This window comes from Paracoccus sp. pheM1, assembly GCF_018499825.1.
Lineage (GTDB): Bacteria > Pseudomonadota > Alphaproteobacteria > Rhodobacterales > Rhodobacteraceae > Paracoccus > Paracoccus versutus.
Genome location: NZ_JAGXCX010000001.1, coordinates 2,520,963 through 2,537,500 on the forward strand (window position 1 = coordinate 2,520,963; position 16,538 = coordinate 2,537,500).

Sequence of the window (16,538 nt, forward strand, 5' to 3'; positions counted from 1 at the left end):
ATGCAAGAAGGCTATACCACCGCCGACGGCCGCCAGATCGGCGGGGTGCTGATGGATCTTCGCAACATCACCCTGCGCTTCGGCGGCGTGACGGCGATCAAGGACATCAGCTTCGACATCCGCGAGGGCGAGATCCGCGCCATCATCGGCCCGAACGGCGCCGGGAAATCCTCGATGCTGAACGTGATCTCGGGCTTCTATGTCCCGCAAGAGGGCGAGATCTGGTTCGAGGGCAAGCGTCGCCCGCCGATGAAACCCTATGAGGTGGCGCGGCTGGGGCTGGCCCGCACCTTCCAGAACATCGCGCTGTTCGACGGCATGTCGGTGCTGGACAACATCATGACCGGGCGGCTGAACATGATGAAGGCGCCGATCTGGAGCCAGGCGCTGTGGTGGGGCCGCGCCGAGCGCGAAGAGGTCGAGAACCGCGAGCAGGTCGAGAAGATCATCGACTTCCTGGAAATCCAGAACATCCGCAAGACGCCGGTCGGCCGGCTGCCTTACGGCTTGAAGAAACGCGTCGAACTGGCCCGCGCGCTGGCGGCCGAGCCGCGGATCCTGCTGCTGGACGAGCCGATGGCCGGCATGAACGTCGAGGAGAAGGAGGACATGTGCCGCTTCATCCTGGACGTGAACGACGAATTCGGCACGACCATCGCCCTGATCGAACATGACATGGGCGTGGTCATGGACCTGTCGGACCGGGTGGTGGTGATGGATTACGGCCGCAAGATCGGCGACGGCACCCCCGACGAGGTGCGCAGCAATCCCGAGGTCATCAGCGCCTATCTTGGCGTGGCGCACGAGTAAGGGGGCGGCGATGGAATTTCTCTACGCAAGCGAAGTCCTGGCGAACGGCCTGATGGCCGGGGTGATGTATTCGCTGGTCGCGCTGGGCTTCGTGCTGATCTACAAGGCCTCGGGCGTCTTCAACTATGCCCAGGGGGTGATGGCGCTCTTCGCCGCCATGACGCTGGTCGGCATCATGGAGGGCCGCGTGCCCTTCGCCCATCTGATCAACGCGGCCTTCGGCGTGCATGTGTCGAGCTTCGGCTGGACGGTGCCGGGACTGTTCGCCATCCTGCTTACCGCGCTGATCATGGTCGGCCTGGCCATCGCCATCGAAAAGCTGGTGCTCAAGCACCTGGTCGGGCAGGAACCGATCATCCTGTTCATGGCCACCATCGGCCTTGCCTGGTTCCTGGAAGGGCTTGGCGACGTGATGTGGGGCGCCGACGTGAAGGTGCTGGACGTGGGCCTGCCGCAAGGCATTTCCGAGACGGTCGAGACGATGACGAACGACTGGCTGGGCTACGGCTTCTTCATCGACCGGCTGGACATCTGGGCAGCGGTGATCGCGGCGGCGCTGGTCGCGGCCCTGGTCGGGTTCTCGCAATATACCAAGCAGGGCAGGGCGATGCGCGCCGTGGCTGACGACCACCAGGCGGCGCTGTCGGTGGGCATCAGCCTGCAGTTCATCTGGATCATGGTCTGGTCGATCGCCGGCTTCGTGGCGCTGGTCGCGGGCATCATGTGGGGCACGAAATCGGGGGTGCAGTTCTCGCTCTCGCTGATCGCGCTCAAGGCGCTGCCGGTGCTGATGCTCGGAGGCTTCACCTCGATCCCCGGCGCCATCGTCGGCGGGCTGATCATCGGCATGGGCGAGAAGCTGTTCGAATATTTCGTCGGCTCCATGGTCGGCGGGGCGACCGAGAACTGGTTCGCCTATGTGCTGGCGCTGATCTTCCTCGTCTTCCGGCCGCAGGGGCTGTTCGGCGAGCGCATCATCGAGCGGGTCTGAGGATGAAAAGATTCTATGCCTCCGGCGGGGATATTTGGACACGAAAGAAGCGCGGAATCTTGCGTTCTTCCGTGGAGAAATATCCCGCGGGGGTGTGGGGGCGCGAAGCCCCCACGGGCAAGGCGTGACGCTGGGAGGAACGGATGTTTTACCGCGAGGCGGGTGATTTCAAGACGAGCTATCGCGACGATGGCCAGACCTTTCCGATCCGGCTGGATCGCTGGGGCTATTACGCGATCCTGGCGGTGGCCTTCCTGGTCGTGCCCTTCGTCATCGACAGCTACTGGGCCAATGCGGTTCTGGTGCCCTTCCTGATCTATGCCATCGCCGCCATCGGGCTGAACATCCTGACCGGCTATGCCGGCCAGGTCAGCCTGGGCACCGGCGGTTTCATGGCGGTGGGCGCCTATGCGGTCTACAAGCTGATGACGAGCTTTCCGGGCGTGCCGATCGTCGTCCATATCGTCCTGGCCGGGGCGATCACCGCCGTCGTCGGCGTGCTTTTCGGCCTGCCCAGCCTGCGCATCAAGGGCTTCTACCTGGCCGTGGCGACGCTGGCCGCGCAGTTCTTCCTGGTCTGGCTCTTCAACAAGGTGCCGTGGTTCTACAACTATTCCGCCTCGGGCCAGATCAACGCGCCCGAGCGCACCATCCTGGGTTGGGCGGTGACCGGGCCCGCCACCACGGCCTCGGCGAAATACCTGATCTGCCTCGTCTTTGCCGTCGTGCTGGCCTGGGTCGCGCGCAACCTGACCCGCGGCAGCGTGGGGCGCAAGTGGATGGCGATCCGCGACATGGACATCGCGGCCGAGATCATCGGGGTGAATCCGCTGACCGCCAAGCTGTCGGCCTTCGCCGTCTCCAGCTTCTTCGTCGGCATCGCGGGGGCGCTGCTGTTCTCGGTCTACCTGGGTGCGGCCGAGGCCAGCGAGGCCTTCGGCATCAACAAGAGCTTCCTGGTGCTGTTCATGATCATCATCGGCGGGCTTGGCAGCATCTTCGGCAGCTTTGCCGGCGCCGCCTTCCTGGTGCTGCTGCCGGTGCTGCTGAAGAACGTGCTGGTGGCGCAGTTCGGGTGGCCCACCGACCTGGCCGCCCACATCGAGCTGATGATCGTCGGCGCGCTGATCGTGTTCTTCCTGATCGTCGAGCCGCATGGGCTGGCGCGGCTCTGGGCGCTGACGAAGGAAAAACTGCGGCTCTGGCCGTTCCCGCATTAACGACCGGACAACCGGCACAATCAAAACCTTGGGGAGGAGACCAAGATGAAACTGAAGCTTGCAACTGTCGCACTGGGCGCCGTCATGGCGGCGGCGCCGGCCATGGCCGACCTGGTGGTGCCCAACCTCAGCTATCGCACCGGGCCTTATGGTGCGAACGGCACGCAATATGCCGATGGGTTCAACGATTACTTCACGCTGCTCAACGAACGCGACGGCGGCATCGGCGGCGAGAAGATCCAGACCCCGGAATGCGAGACCGCCTACAACACCGAGAAGGGCGTCGAGTGCTACGAGGCGACCAAGGGCTCGGGCGCGCTGGTCTACAACCCGCTGTCCACCGGCATCACCTATCAGCTGATCCCCAAGGTCTCGGCCGACAAGATCCCGCTTTATACCCCCGGCTACGGCCGGACCTCGGCCAAGAACGGCAAGGTCTTCGAATGGGTGTTCAACGCGCCGGCGAACTATTGGGACGGCGCCAGCGTCGCCATCAAGTATCTGCTGGACCAGAACGGCGGCGACCTGAACGGCAAGAAGATCGCGCTAGTCTATCATAACTCGGCCTATGGCAAGGAGCCGATCCGCACCTTGCAGGAACTGTCCAAGAAGCACGGCTTCACCCTGACCGAACTGCCGGTCGACCCGCCCGGCCAGGAACAGAAAAGCCAGTGGCTGCAGATCCGCCGCGACAAGCCCGACTACGTGCTGATGTGGGGCTGGGGCGTGATGAACCAGACCGCCATCCAGGAGGCCGCCAACATCCGCTTCCCGATGGAGAATTTCATCGGCACCTACTGGTCGGGCTCGGAAGTGGACGTGAAGCCGGTGGGCGCCGGCGCCAACGGCTACAAGGCGCTGACCTTCCACGGCGTGGGCATGGACTATCCGATCTACGAGGACATGAAGAAACATGTCATCGATCCGGGCAAGGCCTCGCAGGGCGGGCAATATGTCGGCTCGGTGCTGTATTCGCGCGGCATGTATGCGGCGGTGGTGATCGCCGAGGCGATCGCGAAGGCGCAGGAGCTGGCCGGCACGGCGCAGATCAACGCTACGCAGCTGCGCGACGGGTTCGAGGCGCTGGACATCACGCCTGAACGGCTGGCCGAGCTGGGCCTGCCGGACTTCGGCCCCGAGATCAAGATGACCTGCGACAACCATGGCGGCAGCGGCATGGCGCGCCTGCAGCAATGGGATGCCTCGGCCGGCAAGTGGAGCCTGATCACCGATTTCACCGAGCCGGACCAGGAAGTGCTGGACCCGCTGATCCTCGAGGACAGCGAGGCCTATGCCAAGGAAGCCGGCATCTCGCCGCGCTGCTGAGCCCCTTTCCCCGGCGGTCCGCCGCCGGGGGCCTTTCACCCGCGCCTGGAGGGAAAGTCCATGTTCGACGCCGCGCCGCAACGCGAGACCCTGCTCGAGGTCAACAATATCGAGGTGATCTACAATCACGTCATCCTGGTGCTGAAGGGCGTCAGCCTGTCGGTGCCCAAGGGCGGCATCACCGCGCTTCTGGGCGGCAATGGCGCGGGTAAGACCACGACGCTGAAGGCGATCTCGAACCTGCTGCATTCCGAGCGCGGCGAAGTCACCAAGGGCGCGATCAGCTATCGCGGCGAGCGGGTGCAGGAGCTGGACCCGGCCAGCCTGGTCAAGAAGGGCGTGATCCAGGTGATGGAGGGGCGCCATTGCTTCGAGCACCTGACCATCGAAGAGAACCTGCTGACCGGCGCCTATACCCGCGGCGACGGGCGCGCCGCCATCGCCCGCGACCTCGAGATGGTCTATTCCTATTTCCCCCGCCTCAAGGAGCGCCGGAAAAGCCAGGCCGGCTATACTTCGGGCGGCGAGCAGCAGATGTGCGCCATGGGCCGCGCGCTGATGTCGCGCCCCGAGATGATCCTGCTGGACGAGCCCTCGATGGGCCTGGCGCCGCAGCTGGTCGAGCAGATCTTCGAGATCGTCAAGGCGGTGAACGAGGGCGAGGGCGTGACCTTCCTCTTGGCCGAGCAGAACACCAATGTCGCGCTGCGCTATGCCCATTACGGCTATATCCTGGAAAGCGGCCGGGTGGTGATGGACGGGCCGGCGGATGCGCTGCGCGAGAACCCGGACGTCAAGGAATTCTATCTCGGCATGTCCGACCAGGGCCGCAAGAGCTTTCGCGACGTGCGGTCCTATCGCCGGCGCAAGCGCTGGCTGGCCTGAGGGCAGAAAGGCACCCCCATGACATTCTATGACAAGCTTGAAACCCGCAGCGCCGACGAGCGGGCCTCGTGGCTGGCGGCCGAATTGCCCGCCGCGGTCGCCCGCGCCCGCACGGCGCCGGGGCTGGCGCGCCTTCTGGGCGATGTCGAGCCCGAGCGGATCGCCACGCGCGAGGCGCTGGCCCGGCTGCCGGTGATCCGCAAGTCCGAACTCTCGGCTGCGCAGAAGGCGTCTCCGCCCTTCGGCGGTTTCACCACCCGGCCGGCGCCGGATTTCGAGAACGTCTTCCAGAGCCCCGGCCCGATCTATGAGCCGGGCCGGCGCGGCGACGACTGGTGGCGGCTGGGCCGCTTCCTGCATGCGGCGGGCGTGGGGCGGGGCGACATCGTCCACAATTGCTTTGGCTATCACCTGACCCCGGCGGGGATGATGTTCGAAAGCGCCGCCCGCGCGGTCGGTGCCGCGACCCTGCCGGCCGGCACCGGCCAGACCGAATTGCAGGTCCGCGCTGCCGTCGATATCGGCACCACCGTCTATGCCGGGACGCCGGATTACCTGAAGATCATGCTCGACAAGGCCGGGGAACTGGGCGAGCGGTTGCGCTTCACCCGCGCCGCCGTCTCGGGCGGGGCGCTGTTTCCCAGCCTGCGCCAGGCCTATGCGGATCGCGGCATCGCCACGACGCAATGCTATGCCACCGCCGACCTGGGCCTGATCGCCTATGAATCCCCCGCCATGGAGGGGATGATCGTGGACGAGCGGGTGATCGTCGAGATCGTCCGTCCCGGCACCGGCACCCCGGTCCCGGATGGCGAAGTGGGCGAGGTCGTCGTCACCACGCTGAACCCGGACTATCCGCTGCTGCGCTTTGCCACCGGGGATCTTTCCGCGGTGTTGCCGGGAACCAGCCCCTGCGGGCGCACCAACATGCGCATCAAGGGCTGGATGGGCCGCGCCGACCAGACCACCAAGATCAAGGGCATGTTCGTGCGCCCCGAGCAGGTGGCGGCGCTGGTCGCCCGCCACCCGGAAATCTCACGCGCTCGTGTTGTCGCGGACCGGTCCGGGGACATGGATGTGATGACGGTGCTGCTGGAAACCGGGGCCGAGGATGCGGCAAGATACGAAGGAACGGTGTTGGATACACTGAAACTTCGCGGCCGGGTGGAACTGGTTGCGCCGGGCTCGCTGCCGAACGACGGCAAGGTGATCGAGGACCGACGCAGCTACGACTGATTCCGGCCCCCCGGAATGAGGTCGCCCGATGCGCATCGCCGCCGTCCTGCTTGCCGCCCTGGTCGGGGCCGTGCCCGCCTGGGCCGAGAATCGCGCCGTCATCATCGGCAATGCCGATTATCGCAGCGCCCCCGACCTGGCCGGCTCGGACACCATGGCCCTGGCGAAGGCGCTGCGCGAGGCGGGCTTCACCACCCAGCAGGGCGTCGACCTGGAGGCGCGGCCGCTGCGCCGGCTGCTCGAGGCGCTGGCCCGTGCCGATGCCGATCCCGGCGCGCACATCGTGGCGCTGAACGGCCGCTTCCTGCATGACGCGGACGAGACCTGGTTCATGGGCACCGATGCCGATGCGCCCGGCCCGGCGGCGGCCGGGGTGCAGGGCGTGCCGTTGTCGCTGGTGATGCGGCTGATGGCGGGGGGCGAGCCGGGATCGGTGCTGATCCTGGGCACCGATGCGCAGCAGATGCCGCACCGGCCGGGGCTGGAAAACGGCATCGGCGCGCTTCGGCCGCCGGCCGGGGTCTCGGTCGTCACCGGCCCGCCCGAGGCCGGGGCCCGCGCCCTGGCCGGGCTGCTCGGCGGGGCGACGCTGGCCCAGGCCACCGCTGGCCGGGCACTTGCCCTGCTGCCCGAGGATGCGGGCAACCTGCGCCCGGTGCCATCCCGCAATACCGCCGATGCGCTGGCCGACGACCGCGATGCCTGGGCCGAAGCCGCGGTGGCGGACGGCGCCCCGGCCTACCGCGACTATCTGGCGCGCTATCCGCAAGGGATCTATGCCGCGGATGCGCGCCAACGGCTGGCGCAGATCGGCCGCGCGCCGGGTGTGCGCTATGCCGACCGTGCCGCCTGGAGCCAGGCCGTCGCGGCCGATACGGCCGCAGCCTATGCGACCTATCTGAAAGAGTTTCCCGTCGGACGCCATGCCGGAGCGGCGCGCAAGCGGCTGACCGAATTGCGCCCCGCCCCGCCGGCAAGGCCCGCATCGCAACCCTCGCCGGCGGTGGCGGCCGAACAGGTCCTTTCGCTCGGCCCGGCCGGGCGCGCCGCCATCCAGCGCCAGCTGTCGCGGCTCGGCCGGCAGCCGGGCCCGGCCGACGGCGTCTTCGGCCCGCGCACGCGTCTGGCGATCGCGGCTTGGCAGCGCGCCAACGGGCTGACGGCGACCGGGCACCTGACCGGGCCGCAGGTGCGGATGATCGCCGCCCAGGCGGAAGGCAGCGCGACCGATACCGCCGCCCAGGACCGCGCCTTCTGGCAGCAAAGCGGCGCGGCCGGCGAGGCCGAGGGGCTGCGCGCCTATCTCGACCGCTATCCCCAGGGCATCCACGCCGAAGCGGCCCGGCGCCAACTGGCCAAGGCTGGCGCCGGCCGCGACACCCCCCAGGGCGACGAGGCGACTTGGCGCTGGGCCCGCCGACAGGGCTCGGCGGCGGCCTACGAGACCTATCTGGAACGCTTCCCGGCCGGCACCCACGCGCCTGCCGCGCGCGACCGCCTGGCCACCCTGCGCGCCGGCATCGAGGCGGCGCGGCGCGAAGAGGCGGGACTCGGCCTGGCCCCCTCGACCCGCCGCCTGATCGAAGAGCGGCTGCGCATCGCCGGCATGCAGCCGGGCCCGGCCGACGGCGAATTCACCGAGGAAACCCGCGCGGCGCTGCGCCGCTACCAGGCGGCGCGCAACCTGCGCGTCACCGGCTATGTCACCCGGCAGACGGTCTCGGGCCTGCTGGCGGATGTCCTGCGCTAGCCCCGGCGGGACGACGTCTCGGCGTCCTCTTCGTCATGCCGGCGGGGTCTGCATCGCGATGCAGACGCCTCTCAACGCGTGCCAAGCGCGCTGGCAGCGATGATCCCTTTCGGGTTCTTTCGTGCTGCTTGTGCCCTCGGCCGCCGCCATCGGCCAGGGCCGCGCCCTTGCGCATGCCGCCTCGCTCGGCTGGGCGCGCGACACACATGCCGCCTTCCCTGGACCATGGCTTGAAGCCTGCCGCGCCCCGGCACCCCGGCCGCGATTTGCGGGCTCGCCCTGGGCCAGGCCGCTGCGGCGATCCTGCCGGGCCGCTTCGGCCGCCCAAGGATCTCGCCCGAATCCTCGCCGCGCGGCCCTGACGCGCTTCCGATTTTCTTTCGTGTGGAAATATCCACGGGGGTGTGGGGGCAGTCGGCCCCCACCTGCTGCGCACCAACCGCGCAATGCGAAAACGCCCGCGGCACGGGGCCTGCGGGCGTTCCTCAACTCGGCTGACCGCCGGTTCTCAGCCCTGGCGGGCCTTGAAGCGCGGGTTGGTCTTGTTGATGATGTAGATGCGGCCCTTGCGGCGCACGACTTGGCAGTCACGGTGGCGGCTCTTGAGCGAGCGGAGCGAATTGCGAACCTTCATCGGTCTTCTCCTATCGCGGCGCATCGCTAGGTCGCGCCTTGAAAACGAAATACCCCCGAAAAAGCCTCGGGGGCGCGAAATGAATGGTGGGCGGTACTGGGATCGAACCAGTGGCCACTACGATGTCAACGTAGTGCTCTACCGCTGAGCTAACCGCCCCCCGTCAGGTGATTCTGCCGGCCTGCGCCGCCAGATCGCCTGGATCGGCGTGTCTATAGCCACCTCGCCCAGGGGTTTCAAGCCCTCAATCGACGGCTATTGGCCTTCCTCGAACATGGTTTATAAATCTTCCTGTCTCGACCGTCCAGAATGGCGCCCTCTGCGCCGCCGGGGAAAGCCAGGATGACCAGGGAAGAGCCGACTTTCGATCTGATGCGGCCGCAATCGTGGCTGGGCGGGGTGATCTTTGCCTCGCCGCATTCGGGCCGCGCCTATCCCGACTGGTTCCTGGCCGAATCGCGCCTGGACCCGCAGCAGCTGCGCTCGTCCGAGGATGCCTTCGTGGACCGGCTGATCCAGCCGGCGCTGGACCATGGCGCCGTGGTGCTGACCGCGCGGGTGCCGCGCTGCGTGGTGGACCTGAACCGCGGCCCCGAGGAAATCGACCCGCTGGTGGTCTCTGGTGCCACGCCGGCGGTCAGCAATCCGCGCATCATGGCGGGGCTGGGGGTGATTCCCCGCGTCGTCTCGCAGGGGCGCGCCATCCACGACCGGCCGATCCCGCGGGCCGAGGCCGAAAGCCGCATCACCCGGCTTTGGCATCCCTATCACCGCGCGCTTTCGGCGCTGATCGGCGAGGCGGTGGCGCAGTTCGGCGGCGCCGTCCTGATCGACATGCATTCCATGCCGCGCGATGCGCTGACCCACCTGCCGCGCCCGCGCCCGGACATGGTGCTGGGCGACCGCAACGGGGTCTCGGCCGCGCCGCGGATCAGCGCCGGCGTGGCCGAGGCGGTGGCGGCCGAGGGTTTCCGGCTGCGGCGCAACTCGCCCTTTTCCGGCGCCTATATCACCCAGACCTATGGCCGGCCGCGCAACAATGTCCATGTCGTGCAGCTGGAACTGGACCGCTCGCTCTACATGGACGAGGGCCGGATCGAGCCGCGCCCGGACTTCGAGCTGTTCCGCGCCCGTTTCGCCCGCGTCGTCGCCCGGCTGGCGCGGCTGCGCCCGGATGCCAGCGACGCGGCCTTCGCCGCCGAGTGACCAAGGAAAGGAAATGCGATGCCGCCCGAAATCGCCGAGATGATCGGCCAGAACATCGCCCTGATCGTGCTGGCGCTGGTGATCCTGTTCGCCGTCAGCCGCGCCGTCCGCATCGTTCCCCAATCCGAGAAATACGTCGTCGAGCGCTTCGGCCGGCTGCATGCGGTGCTGGGGCCGGGGATCAATTTCATCGTCCCCTTCCTTGACCGGGTGGCGCATCGGATCTCCGTCCTGGAGCGCCAGCTGCCGACCTCGCGCCAGGATGCGATCACGGCGGACAACGTGCTGGTGCAGGTGGAAACCAGCGTCTTCTATCGCATCATCGAGCCGGAAAAGACCGTCTATCGCATCCGCGACGTGGATGCGGCGATCACCACCACGGTGGCGGGGATCGTGCGCTCGGAAATCGGCACGATGGAACTGGACCAGGTGCAGTCGAACCGCGCCCCCCTGATCGAGCGCATCCGCGAATCGCTGGCCAATATCGTCGACGACTGGGGTATCGAGGTGACGCGGGCCGAGATCCTGGACGTCAACCTGGACGAGGCGACGCGGGCCGCCATGCTGCAACAGCTGAACGCCGAACGCGCCCGCCGCGCCCAGGTGACCGAGGCCGAGGGCCGCCGCCGTGCGGTGGAACTGGCGGCCGACGGCGACCTTTACGCCGCCGAGCAGCAGGCCAAGGCCAAGCGCATGCTGGCCGATGCCGAGGCCTATGCCACCGCGGCCATCGCCACCGCGATCCGCGAGGGCGGGATCGAGGCGGCGCAATACCAGGTCGCCATGCGCCAGGTCGAGGTGCTGGCCGAGGTCGGCAAGGGCCAGGGCAAGCAGACGGTGATCGTCCCGGCCTCGGCCGTCGAGGCGCTTGGCGATGCCTTCCGCATGCTGCGGGGTGGCAAATGAGCTGGGCGAACGGCTGGATCTGGATCATCGCGGCGCTGATCCTGGCGGCGGTGGAGCTGGCGCTGCCGGGCTGGTTCTTCCTGGGCCTGGCCGGCGCGGTGCTGCTGATGGGGCTGGCGCTGCTTCTGGGCCTGTGGCCGGGCGGGTTGCCGATGGCGCTGGTGGTCGCGGCGGTGCTGACCGGCGTGATCTGGCTGGCGTTGCGGCGCATCTTCGGCGCCAAGCGGGGCGAGGTGCGGCGCTGGACCCGCGACATCAACGACAACTAGGCTTTGCCGGCGCCAAGCTGGTGCTGACCCATGGCGCGGGCCTTTTGACCTGCCTGCGCGACGATTACGACTGGATCCCCTTTCCGGCGCATTGGGACCTGCCCGGCGGCGGGGCCGAGCCGGGCGAGACGCCGGTCGAATGCGCCCTGCGCGAACTGGACGAGGAATTCGGGCTGCGTCTGCCGGCAGGGCGGCTGGCGGGGCAGGCCTTTCCCTCGGTCCTGGACCCTGGCCGCCTGTCCTGGCTGTTTCGCGGCACCATCACCGCGGCCGAGATCGCGGCGATCCGCTTTGGCGACGAGGGGCAGGAATGGCGCATGATGCCGGTTGCCGAATTCGTCGCCCATCCGCGCGCCGTGCCGCATTTTCGCGACCGCGTGCGGCTGGTCCTTGCCGGCGCGGGCTGCGGGATTTGAGAATCGCCCCGCGGCGTGCATGATCGGCCCATCGCAGCAAGGAGGCATCCATGTCCCGCATGCAGCTTTATCGTCGCAACGGCTGGGGTTCGGCCATCGTCGAGGCCCAGCTGGCGCATTACGGGCTGAAGGCCGAGGGGATCGAGGTCGCGGACCTGTTCCTGGACCCGGCCGCCAGGCGCGAACTGATGCGGATCAGCCCGGCAGGGCAGATCCCGGTGCTGATCCTGCCCGACGGCCGTGTCATGTCGGAAAGCGCGGCGATCACGCTGCACCTGGCCGACATGACCGAACGGGACGACCTGGTGCCCGAGGCCGGGGCCGCCGAGCGGCCGCGCTTCCTGCGCTGGCTGATCTTCCTGGTGGCGCAGGTCTATCCCTGCTTCACCTTTGGCGACGATCCGGCGCGGTTCCTGACCGACCCGGCGGCGCAGAAGGAGCTGGGCGAGGCCACCACGGCGCGGTTGCAGGAGCTTTGGACCGCGGTGGAGGGCGTGGTGGGCGCGCCCTGGTTTCTGGGCGACCGGTTCTCGGCGCTGGACATCTACCTGGCGGTGATGACCAACTGGAAGCCCGGCCCGGAATGGTTCGAGCGCCATGCGCCCAAGGTCTGGTCCATCGCCCGCGCCACGGCGGCGCGGGAGGATCTGGCGCCGGTCATGCAGCGCAATTTCGGCTGATTACGCCCCGGCCAGTTCCGCCTGGATCGCCTGCGCCGCGGCGCGCGGGTCGGCCGCCTGCCAGATCGGCCGGCCGACGACGATATGGTCCGCGCCTTGGGCGATGGCGGTGGCCGGCGTCTCGATCCGCTTCTGGTCGCCGGCATCGCTGCCGGCCGGGCGCACGCCGGGGGTGACGATCAGCCGGCCCGCCGCCTCTGGCAGGGCGCGGATCAGCGCTGCCTCGCGCGGGCTGGCGATGACGCCGTCCGCCCCGGCCTCGAAGGCGCGGGCGGCGCGGGTCGCCACGATCTCGGCCACGTCGCCCGGCACGATCAGCCCGGCATCCAGGTCGGCGCGGTCCAGCGAGGTCAGGATGGTCACGGCCAGGATCTTCAGCCCCGAGCCGCTTGCCCCCTGTTTCGCCGCCCTGACCACATGCGGGTCGCCATGCACGGTCAGGAAATCCAGGTCGTATTGCGCGATGCCTTTCACCGCCGCCTCGACCGTGGCGCCGATGTCGAAGAACTTCATGTCCAGGAAGATGCGCTTGCCGTGTTCCTGCTTCAGCTCGTTGGCGAGCGCGAGGCCGCCGCCGGTCAGCATGCCCAGGCCGATCTTGTAGAAGCTGGCGGCATCGCCGATCCTTTCGGCCAGTTCCAGCCCGGCCAGCGCGTTCGGCACGTCCAGCGCCACGATCAGACGGTCGTCCATGTTTTCCCTCGGCCCCTGCGACAAACGGGCCGCTTATAGGCGGGAACCCTCTGTCTTGAAACCCCGTTTGTTCCTGCCCATGTGACTGGCAAGACCCGAGCCTGATCGTGCCAATGCGGGCGATCCAAAGCGGGGGCTGAGGAAAGGATTTTCATATGGATATGGAAAAGTTCACGGAACGGTCGCGGGGCTTCCTGCAAGCGGCGCAGACCATCGCCATCCGCGAGGAAAACCAGCGCGTGATGCCCGAGCATCTGCTCAAGGCGCTGATGGACGACGAACAGGGCTTTGCCAGCAACCTGATCGCGCGGGCCGGGGGCGATGCCCAGGCCGTGCGCCAGGCCGTCGACCAGGCGGTGGCGAAACAGCCCAAGGTCAGCGGCGGGCAGGGGCAGGTCTATGTCGACCCCTCGCTGGTGCGCGTGCTGGACGAGGCCGAGAAGCTGGCCAAGAAGGCCGGCGACAGTTTCGTCCCGGCCGAGCGGGTGCTGACCGCGCTGGCCGTCGTCAACACCAATGCGCGCGACGCGCTGGCAGCCGGCAAGGTGACGGCCCAGGGGCTGAATTCGGCGATCAACGACATCCGCAAGGGGCGCACGGCCGACACCGCCAGCGCCGAGGACAGCTACGAGGCGCTGTCGAAATACGCCCGCAACCTGACCGAGGCCGCGGCCGAGGGCAAGATCGACCCGATCATCGGCCGGGACGAGGAAATCCGCCGCGCCATGCAGGTGCTGTCGCGGCGCACCAAGAACAACCCGGTGCTGATCGGCGAGCCCGGCGTCGGCAAGACCGCCATCGCCGAGGGGCTGGCGCTGCGCATCGTCGATGGCGACGTGCCCGAATCGCTGCGCAACAAGCAGCTTTGGGCGCTGGACATGGGCGCGCTGATCGCCGGCGCGAAATACCGCGGCGAGTTCGAGGAGCGGCTGAAATCCGTCCTGAAGGAGATCGAGAACGCCGCCGGCGAGGTCGTGCTGTTCATCGACGAGCTGCACGTTCTGGTCGGCGCCGGCAAGACCGACGGCGCCATGGATGCCGCGAACCTGATCAAGCCGGCGCTGGCGCGGGGCGAGTTGCATTGCGTCGGCGCGACCACGCTGGACGAATACCGCAAGTATATCGAAAAGGATGCGGCCCTGGCCCGGCGCTTCCAGCCGGTCATGATCGAGGAGCCGACGGTCGAGGACACCATCAGCATCCTGCGCGGCATCAAGGAGAAATATGAGCTGCACCACGGCGTCCGTATCTCGGACGCTGCGCTGGTGGCTGCCGCGACGCTGTCGCATCGCTACATCACCGACCGCTTCCTGCCCGACAAGGCCATCGACCTGGTGGACGAGGCCGCGAGCCGGCTGCGCATGGAGGTGGACAGCAAGCCCGAAGAGCTGGACCAGCTGGACCGGCAGATCCTGCAGATGCAGATCGAGGCCGAGGCGCTGAAGAAGGAAGACGACGCCGCCTCCAAGGACCGGCTGGAGAAGCTGGAAAAGCAGCTGTCGGAATTGCAGGAGAAATCCGCCTCGCTGACCGCCCGCTGGCAGGCCGAACGCGACAAGCTGGAAGGCTCGCGCACGCTGAAGGAGCAGCTTGACCGCGCCCGCGCCGAACTGGACCAGGCCAAGCGCGAGGGCAACCTGGCCCGCGCCGGCGAGCTGAGCTATGGCATCATCCCCGGACTCGAGCGGCAGCTGGCCGAGGCAGAGGGCCATAACGACGGCCTGCTGGTCGAGGAGACCGTCCGCCCCGAGCAGATCGCCGAGGTGGTGGAACGCTGGACCGGCATCCCCACCAGCAAGATGCTGGAGGGCGAGCGCGAGAAGCTGTTGAAGATGGAGGACGTGCTGGGCCGCCGCGTCATCGGCCAGTCCGAGGCGGTGACGGCCGTGTCGAACGCCGTGCGGCGGGCGCGGGCGGGGCTGAACGACCCCAAGCGGCCCCTGGGCAGCTTCCTCTTCCTCGGCCCGACCGGCGTCGGCAAGACCGAGCTGACCAAGGCCATCGCCGAATACCTGTTCGACGACGACTCGGCCATGGTCCGCATCGACATGTCCGAGTTCATGGAGAAGCATTCGGTCGCGCGGCTGATCGGCGCGCCCCCCGGCTATGTCGGCTATGACGAGGGCGGCGTGCTGACCGAGGCGGTGCGGCGCCGCCCCTATCAGGTGATCCTGTTCGACGAGGTCGAAAAGGCGCACCCGGACGTGTTCAACGTGCTGCTGCAGGTTCTGGACGACGGCCAGCTGACCGACGGCCAGGGCCGGACGGTGGACTTCAAGCAGACGCTGATCGTGCTGACCTCGAACCTCGGGGCGCAGGCGCTGTCGGCCCTGCCGGAAGGGGCCGATTCGGGCCAGGCGCGGACGCAGGTGATGGACGCGGTCCGGGCGCATTTCCGGCCCGAGTTCCTGAACCGGCTGGACGAGATCGTCATCTTCCACCGGCTGACGCGCGAGAACATGGACGCCATCGTCCGCATCCAGCTTGCGCAGCTGGAGGGTCGGCTGGCCCAGCACAAGATCGGGCTGGACCTGGACGAGGCGGCGCTGAAATGGCTGGCCGACGAAGGCTATGACCCGGTCTTCGGCGCCCGGCCGCTGAAGCGGGTGATGCAGCGCAGCCTGCAGAACCCCCTGGCCGAGATGATCCTGGCCGGCGAGGTTCTGGACGGCCATACCGTCCATGTCACCGCCGGGCCCGAGGGGCTGGTCGTCGGCAACCGCGTCTCCTCGGCCCATCTGGGCTCGGCGGATGAAAGCGGGCCGCGGGTGCCGCTGCACTGAGACGCGAAAGGGGCGGATGCGCGGCATCCGCCCTTTTTTCCTGCCCGGCGCTCGCGCGGAAATCACGCCGAGTTTCATCGGCATCCTGCGCGCCGGGTGGCATGATATGCGGGCGACAGGGAGAGAAGCGCCATGAAGCTGAAATGGTCCGATGTGACGCCCGAGGCGGATTACCTGAACCGCCGCGCCTTTCTGGCCGCGGGCATCGCGGCGCTGGCGACGCCCGCCCTGGGGCTGCAGGGGCGGCCTTCGGCCTTCTCGACCGACGAGACGCCGAACAGCCTGGAGGATATCGCGCATTACAACAACTTCTACGAATTCGGCACCGGCAAGAGCGATCCGGCGCAATATTCCGGCAGCCTGAAGACCTCGCCCTGGTCGGTGGCGGTCGACGGCATGGTGGACCGGCCCGGCAGCTACGGCGTCGAGGATCTGGCCCCGGAATCGGCGCTGGAAGAGCGCATCTATCGCCTGCGCTGCGTCGAGGCCTGGTCCATGGTCATCCCCTGGCTGGGCGTGCCGCTGGCGGCGGTGCTGGACAAGGTGGGCGTGCAGCCCGGCGCGAAATTCGTCGCCTTCCGCACCCTCCACGACCCCGAGCAGATGCCCGGCCAGCGTGCCCGTATCCTTGACTGGCCCTATCGCGAGGGGCTGCGGCTGGACGAGGCCATGCACCCGCTGACTATCCTGGCGACCGGGCTTTACGGGCGCGTGCTGCCCAACCAGAACGGCG

The 16,538-nt window shown here is 68.1% G+C and carries 16 protein-coding genes and 1 tRNA gene (1 of these 17 only partly in view); 14 read left to right on the forward strand and 3 right to left on the reverse strand.

Annotation, left to right across the window (positions count from 1 at the left end; all coding sequences use genetic code 11):
• The 7 genes from KF941_RS12815 to KF941_RS12845 all read left to right on the forward strand — a co-directional run bounded on the left by KF941_RS12815 (nt 1) and on the right by KF941_RS12845 (nt 8,218).
• Entirely contained in the window at nt 1-810 is an 810-nt protein-coding gene (locus KF941_RS12815; protein WP_175562346.1) for an ABC transporter ATP-binding protein, read from the forward strand.
• Nucleotides 811-820: 10 nt separating this feature from the next.
• A complete protein-coding gene (locus KF941_RS12820; protein WP_116223261.1) occupies nt 821-1,801 on the forward strand; it encodes a branched-chain amino acid ABC transporter permease in 981 nt (326 codons plus the stop codon).
• A gap of 143 nt (nt 1,802-1,944) precedes the next feature.
• Nucleotides 1,945-3,021 (forward strand): branched-chain amino acid ABC transporter permease, encoded by a 1,077-nt coding sequence (locus KF941_RS12825; RefSeq protein WP_036753573.1) that lies wholly within the window; start codon nt 1,945-1,947, stop codon nt 3,019-3,021.
• A gap of 45 nt (nt 3,022-3,066) precedes the next feature.
• Nucleotides 3,067-4,347, forward strand: coding sequence for an ABC transporter substrate-binding protein (locus KF941_RS12830; RefSeq protein WP_036753572.1), 1,281 nt, complete (start codon nt 3,067-3,069; stop codon nt 4,345-4,347).
• Between the two features lie 60 nt (nt 4,348-4,407).
• Entirely contained in the window at nt 4,408-5,232 is an 825-nt protein-coding gene (locus KF941_RS12835; protein WP_036753571.1) for an ABC transporter ATP-binding protein, read from the forward strand.
• Between the two features lie 18 nt (nt 5,233-5,250).
• Nucleotides 5,251-6,468: an AMP-binding protein gene (locus KF941_RS12840; RefSeq protein ID WP_116223262.1), complete on the forward strand. Its 1,218-nt coding sequence runs from the start codon at nt 5,251-5,253 to the stop codon at nt 6,466-6,468.
• A 28-nt stretch (nt 6,469-6,496) separates the two neighbouring features.
• A complete protein-coding gene (locus KF941_RS12845; protein WP_214273499.1) occupies nt 6,497-8,218 on the forward strand; it encodes a peptidoglycan-binding protein in 1,722 nt (573 codons plus the stop codon).
• A gap of 508 nt (nt 8,219-8,726) precedes the next feature.
• Here KF941_RS12845 and ykgO read toward each other — a convergent pair.
• Entirely contained in the window at nt 8,727-8,852 is a 126-nt protein-coding gene (gene ykgO / locus KF941_RS12850; protein ID WP_024842876.1) for a type B 50S ribosomal protein L36, read from the reverse strand.
• 84 nt (nt 8,853-8,936) lie between these two features.
• A tRNA-Val gene (locus KF941_RS12855) sits at nt 8,937-9,011 on the reverse strand.
• 183 nt (nt 9,012-9,194) lie between these two features.
• On the opposite strand from KF941_RS12855, the gene KF941_RS12860 reads away from it, so the two are divergent.
• From KF941_RS12860 to KF941_RS12875, 5 genes are read left to right on the forward strand one after another with little or no spacing between them, the layout of a single operon-like run.
• A complete protein-coding gene (locus KF941_RS12860) occupies nt 9,195-10,058 on the forward strand; it encodes an N-formylglutamate amidohydrolase (RefSeq protein ID WP_214273500.1) in 864 nt (287 codons plus the stop codon).
• A gap of 18 nt (nt 10,059-10,076) precedes the next feature.
• Nucleotides 10,077-10,964 carry an SPFH domain-containing protein gene (locus tag KF941_RS12865; RefSeq protein ID WP_214273501.1) on the forward strand — a complete coding sequence of 296 codons (888 nt, stop codon included), beginning with the start codon at nt 10,077-10,079 and terminating at the stop codon, nt 10,962-10,964.
• On the forward strand, nt 10,961-11,233 hold the full coding sequence (locus KF941_RS27990) for a hypothetical protein (protein ID WP_036753560.1): 273 nt from the start codon (nt 10,961-10,963) through the stop codon (nt 11,231-11,233). The genes KF941_RS12865 and KF941_RS27990 overlap by 4 nt, the downstream gene beginning before the upstream one ends.
• 20 nt (nt 11,234-11,253) lie before the next feature.
• Nucleotides 11,254-11,649, forward strand: a complete 396-nt coding sequence (locus KF941_RS12870) for an NUDIX hydrolase (protein ID WP_116223265.1) — start codon at nt 11,254-11,256, stop codon at nt 11,647-11,649.
• 50 nt (nt 11,650-11,699) lie between these two features.
• The gene (locus KF941_RS12875; protein ID WP_214273503.1) at nt 11,700-12,329 is read left to right on the forward strand and encodes a glutathione S-transferase; all 630 of its coding nucleotides are present in this window, start codon (nt 11,700-11,702) and stop codon (nt 12,327-12,329) included.
• Here the strand turns inward: KF941_RS12875 and pyrF are convergent, their stop codons facing one another.
• Complete coding sequence (gene pyrF, locus KF941_RS12880; RefSeq protein ID WP_116223266.1) at nt 12,330-13,022, reverse strand: orotidine-5'-phosphate decarboxylase; 693 nt, start codon at nt 13,020-13,022, stop codon at nt 12,330-12,332. It lies immediately after the preceding gene.
• A 155-nt stretch (nt 13,023-13,177) separates the two neighbouring features.
• On the opposite strand from pyrF, the gene clpB reads away from it, so the two are divergent.
• Together clpB and msrP are read left to right on the forward strand one after the other, a co-directional pair.
• Nucleotides 13,178-15,805 (forward strand): ATP-dependent chaperone ClpB, encoded by a 2,628-nt coding sequence (clpB, locus tag KF941_RS12885; protein WP_072462203.1) that lies wholly within the window; start codon nt 13,178-13,180, stop codon nt 15,803-15,805.
• A 132-nt stretch (nt 15,806-15,937) separates the two neighbouring features.
• A protein-coding gene (gene msrP, locus KF941_RS12890; protein ID WP_036753549.1) for a protein-methionine-sulfoxide reductase catalytic subunit MsrP crosses the window boundary here: on the forward strand, nt 15,938-16,538 show its 5' portion. The gene runs 296 nt beyond the window's last position; 601 of the gene's 897 nt are visible here — the first part of the coding sequence; its start codon is at nt 15,938-15,940; the stop codon falls past the right edge of the window.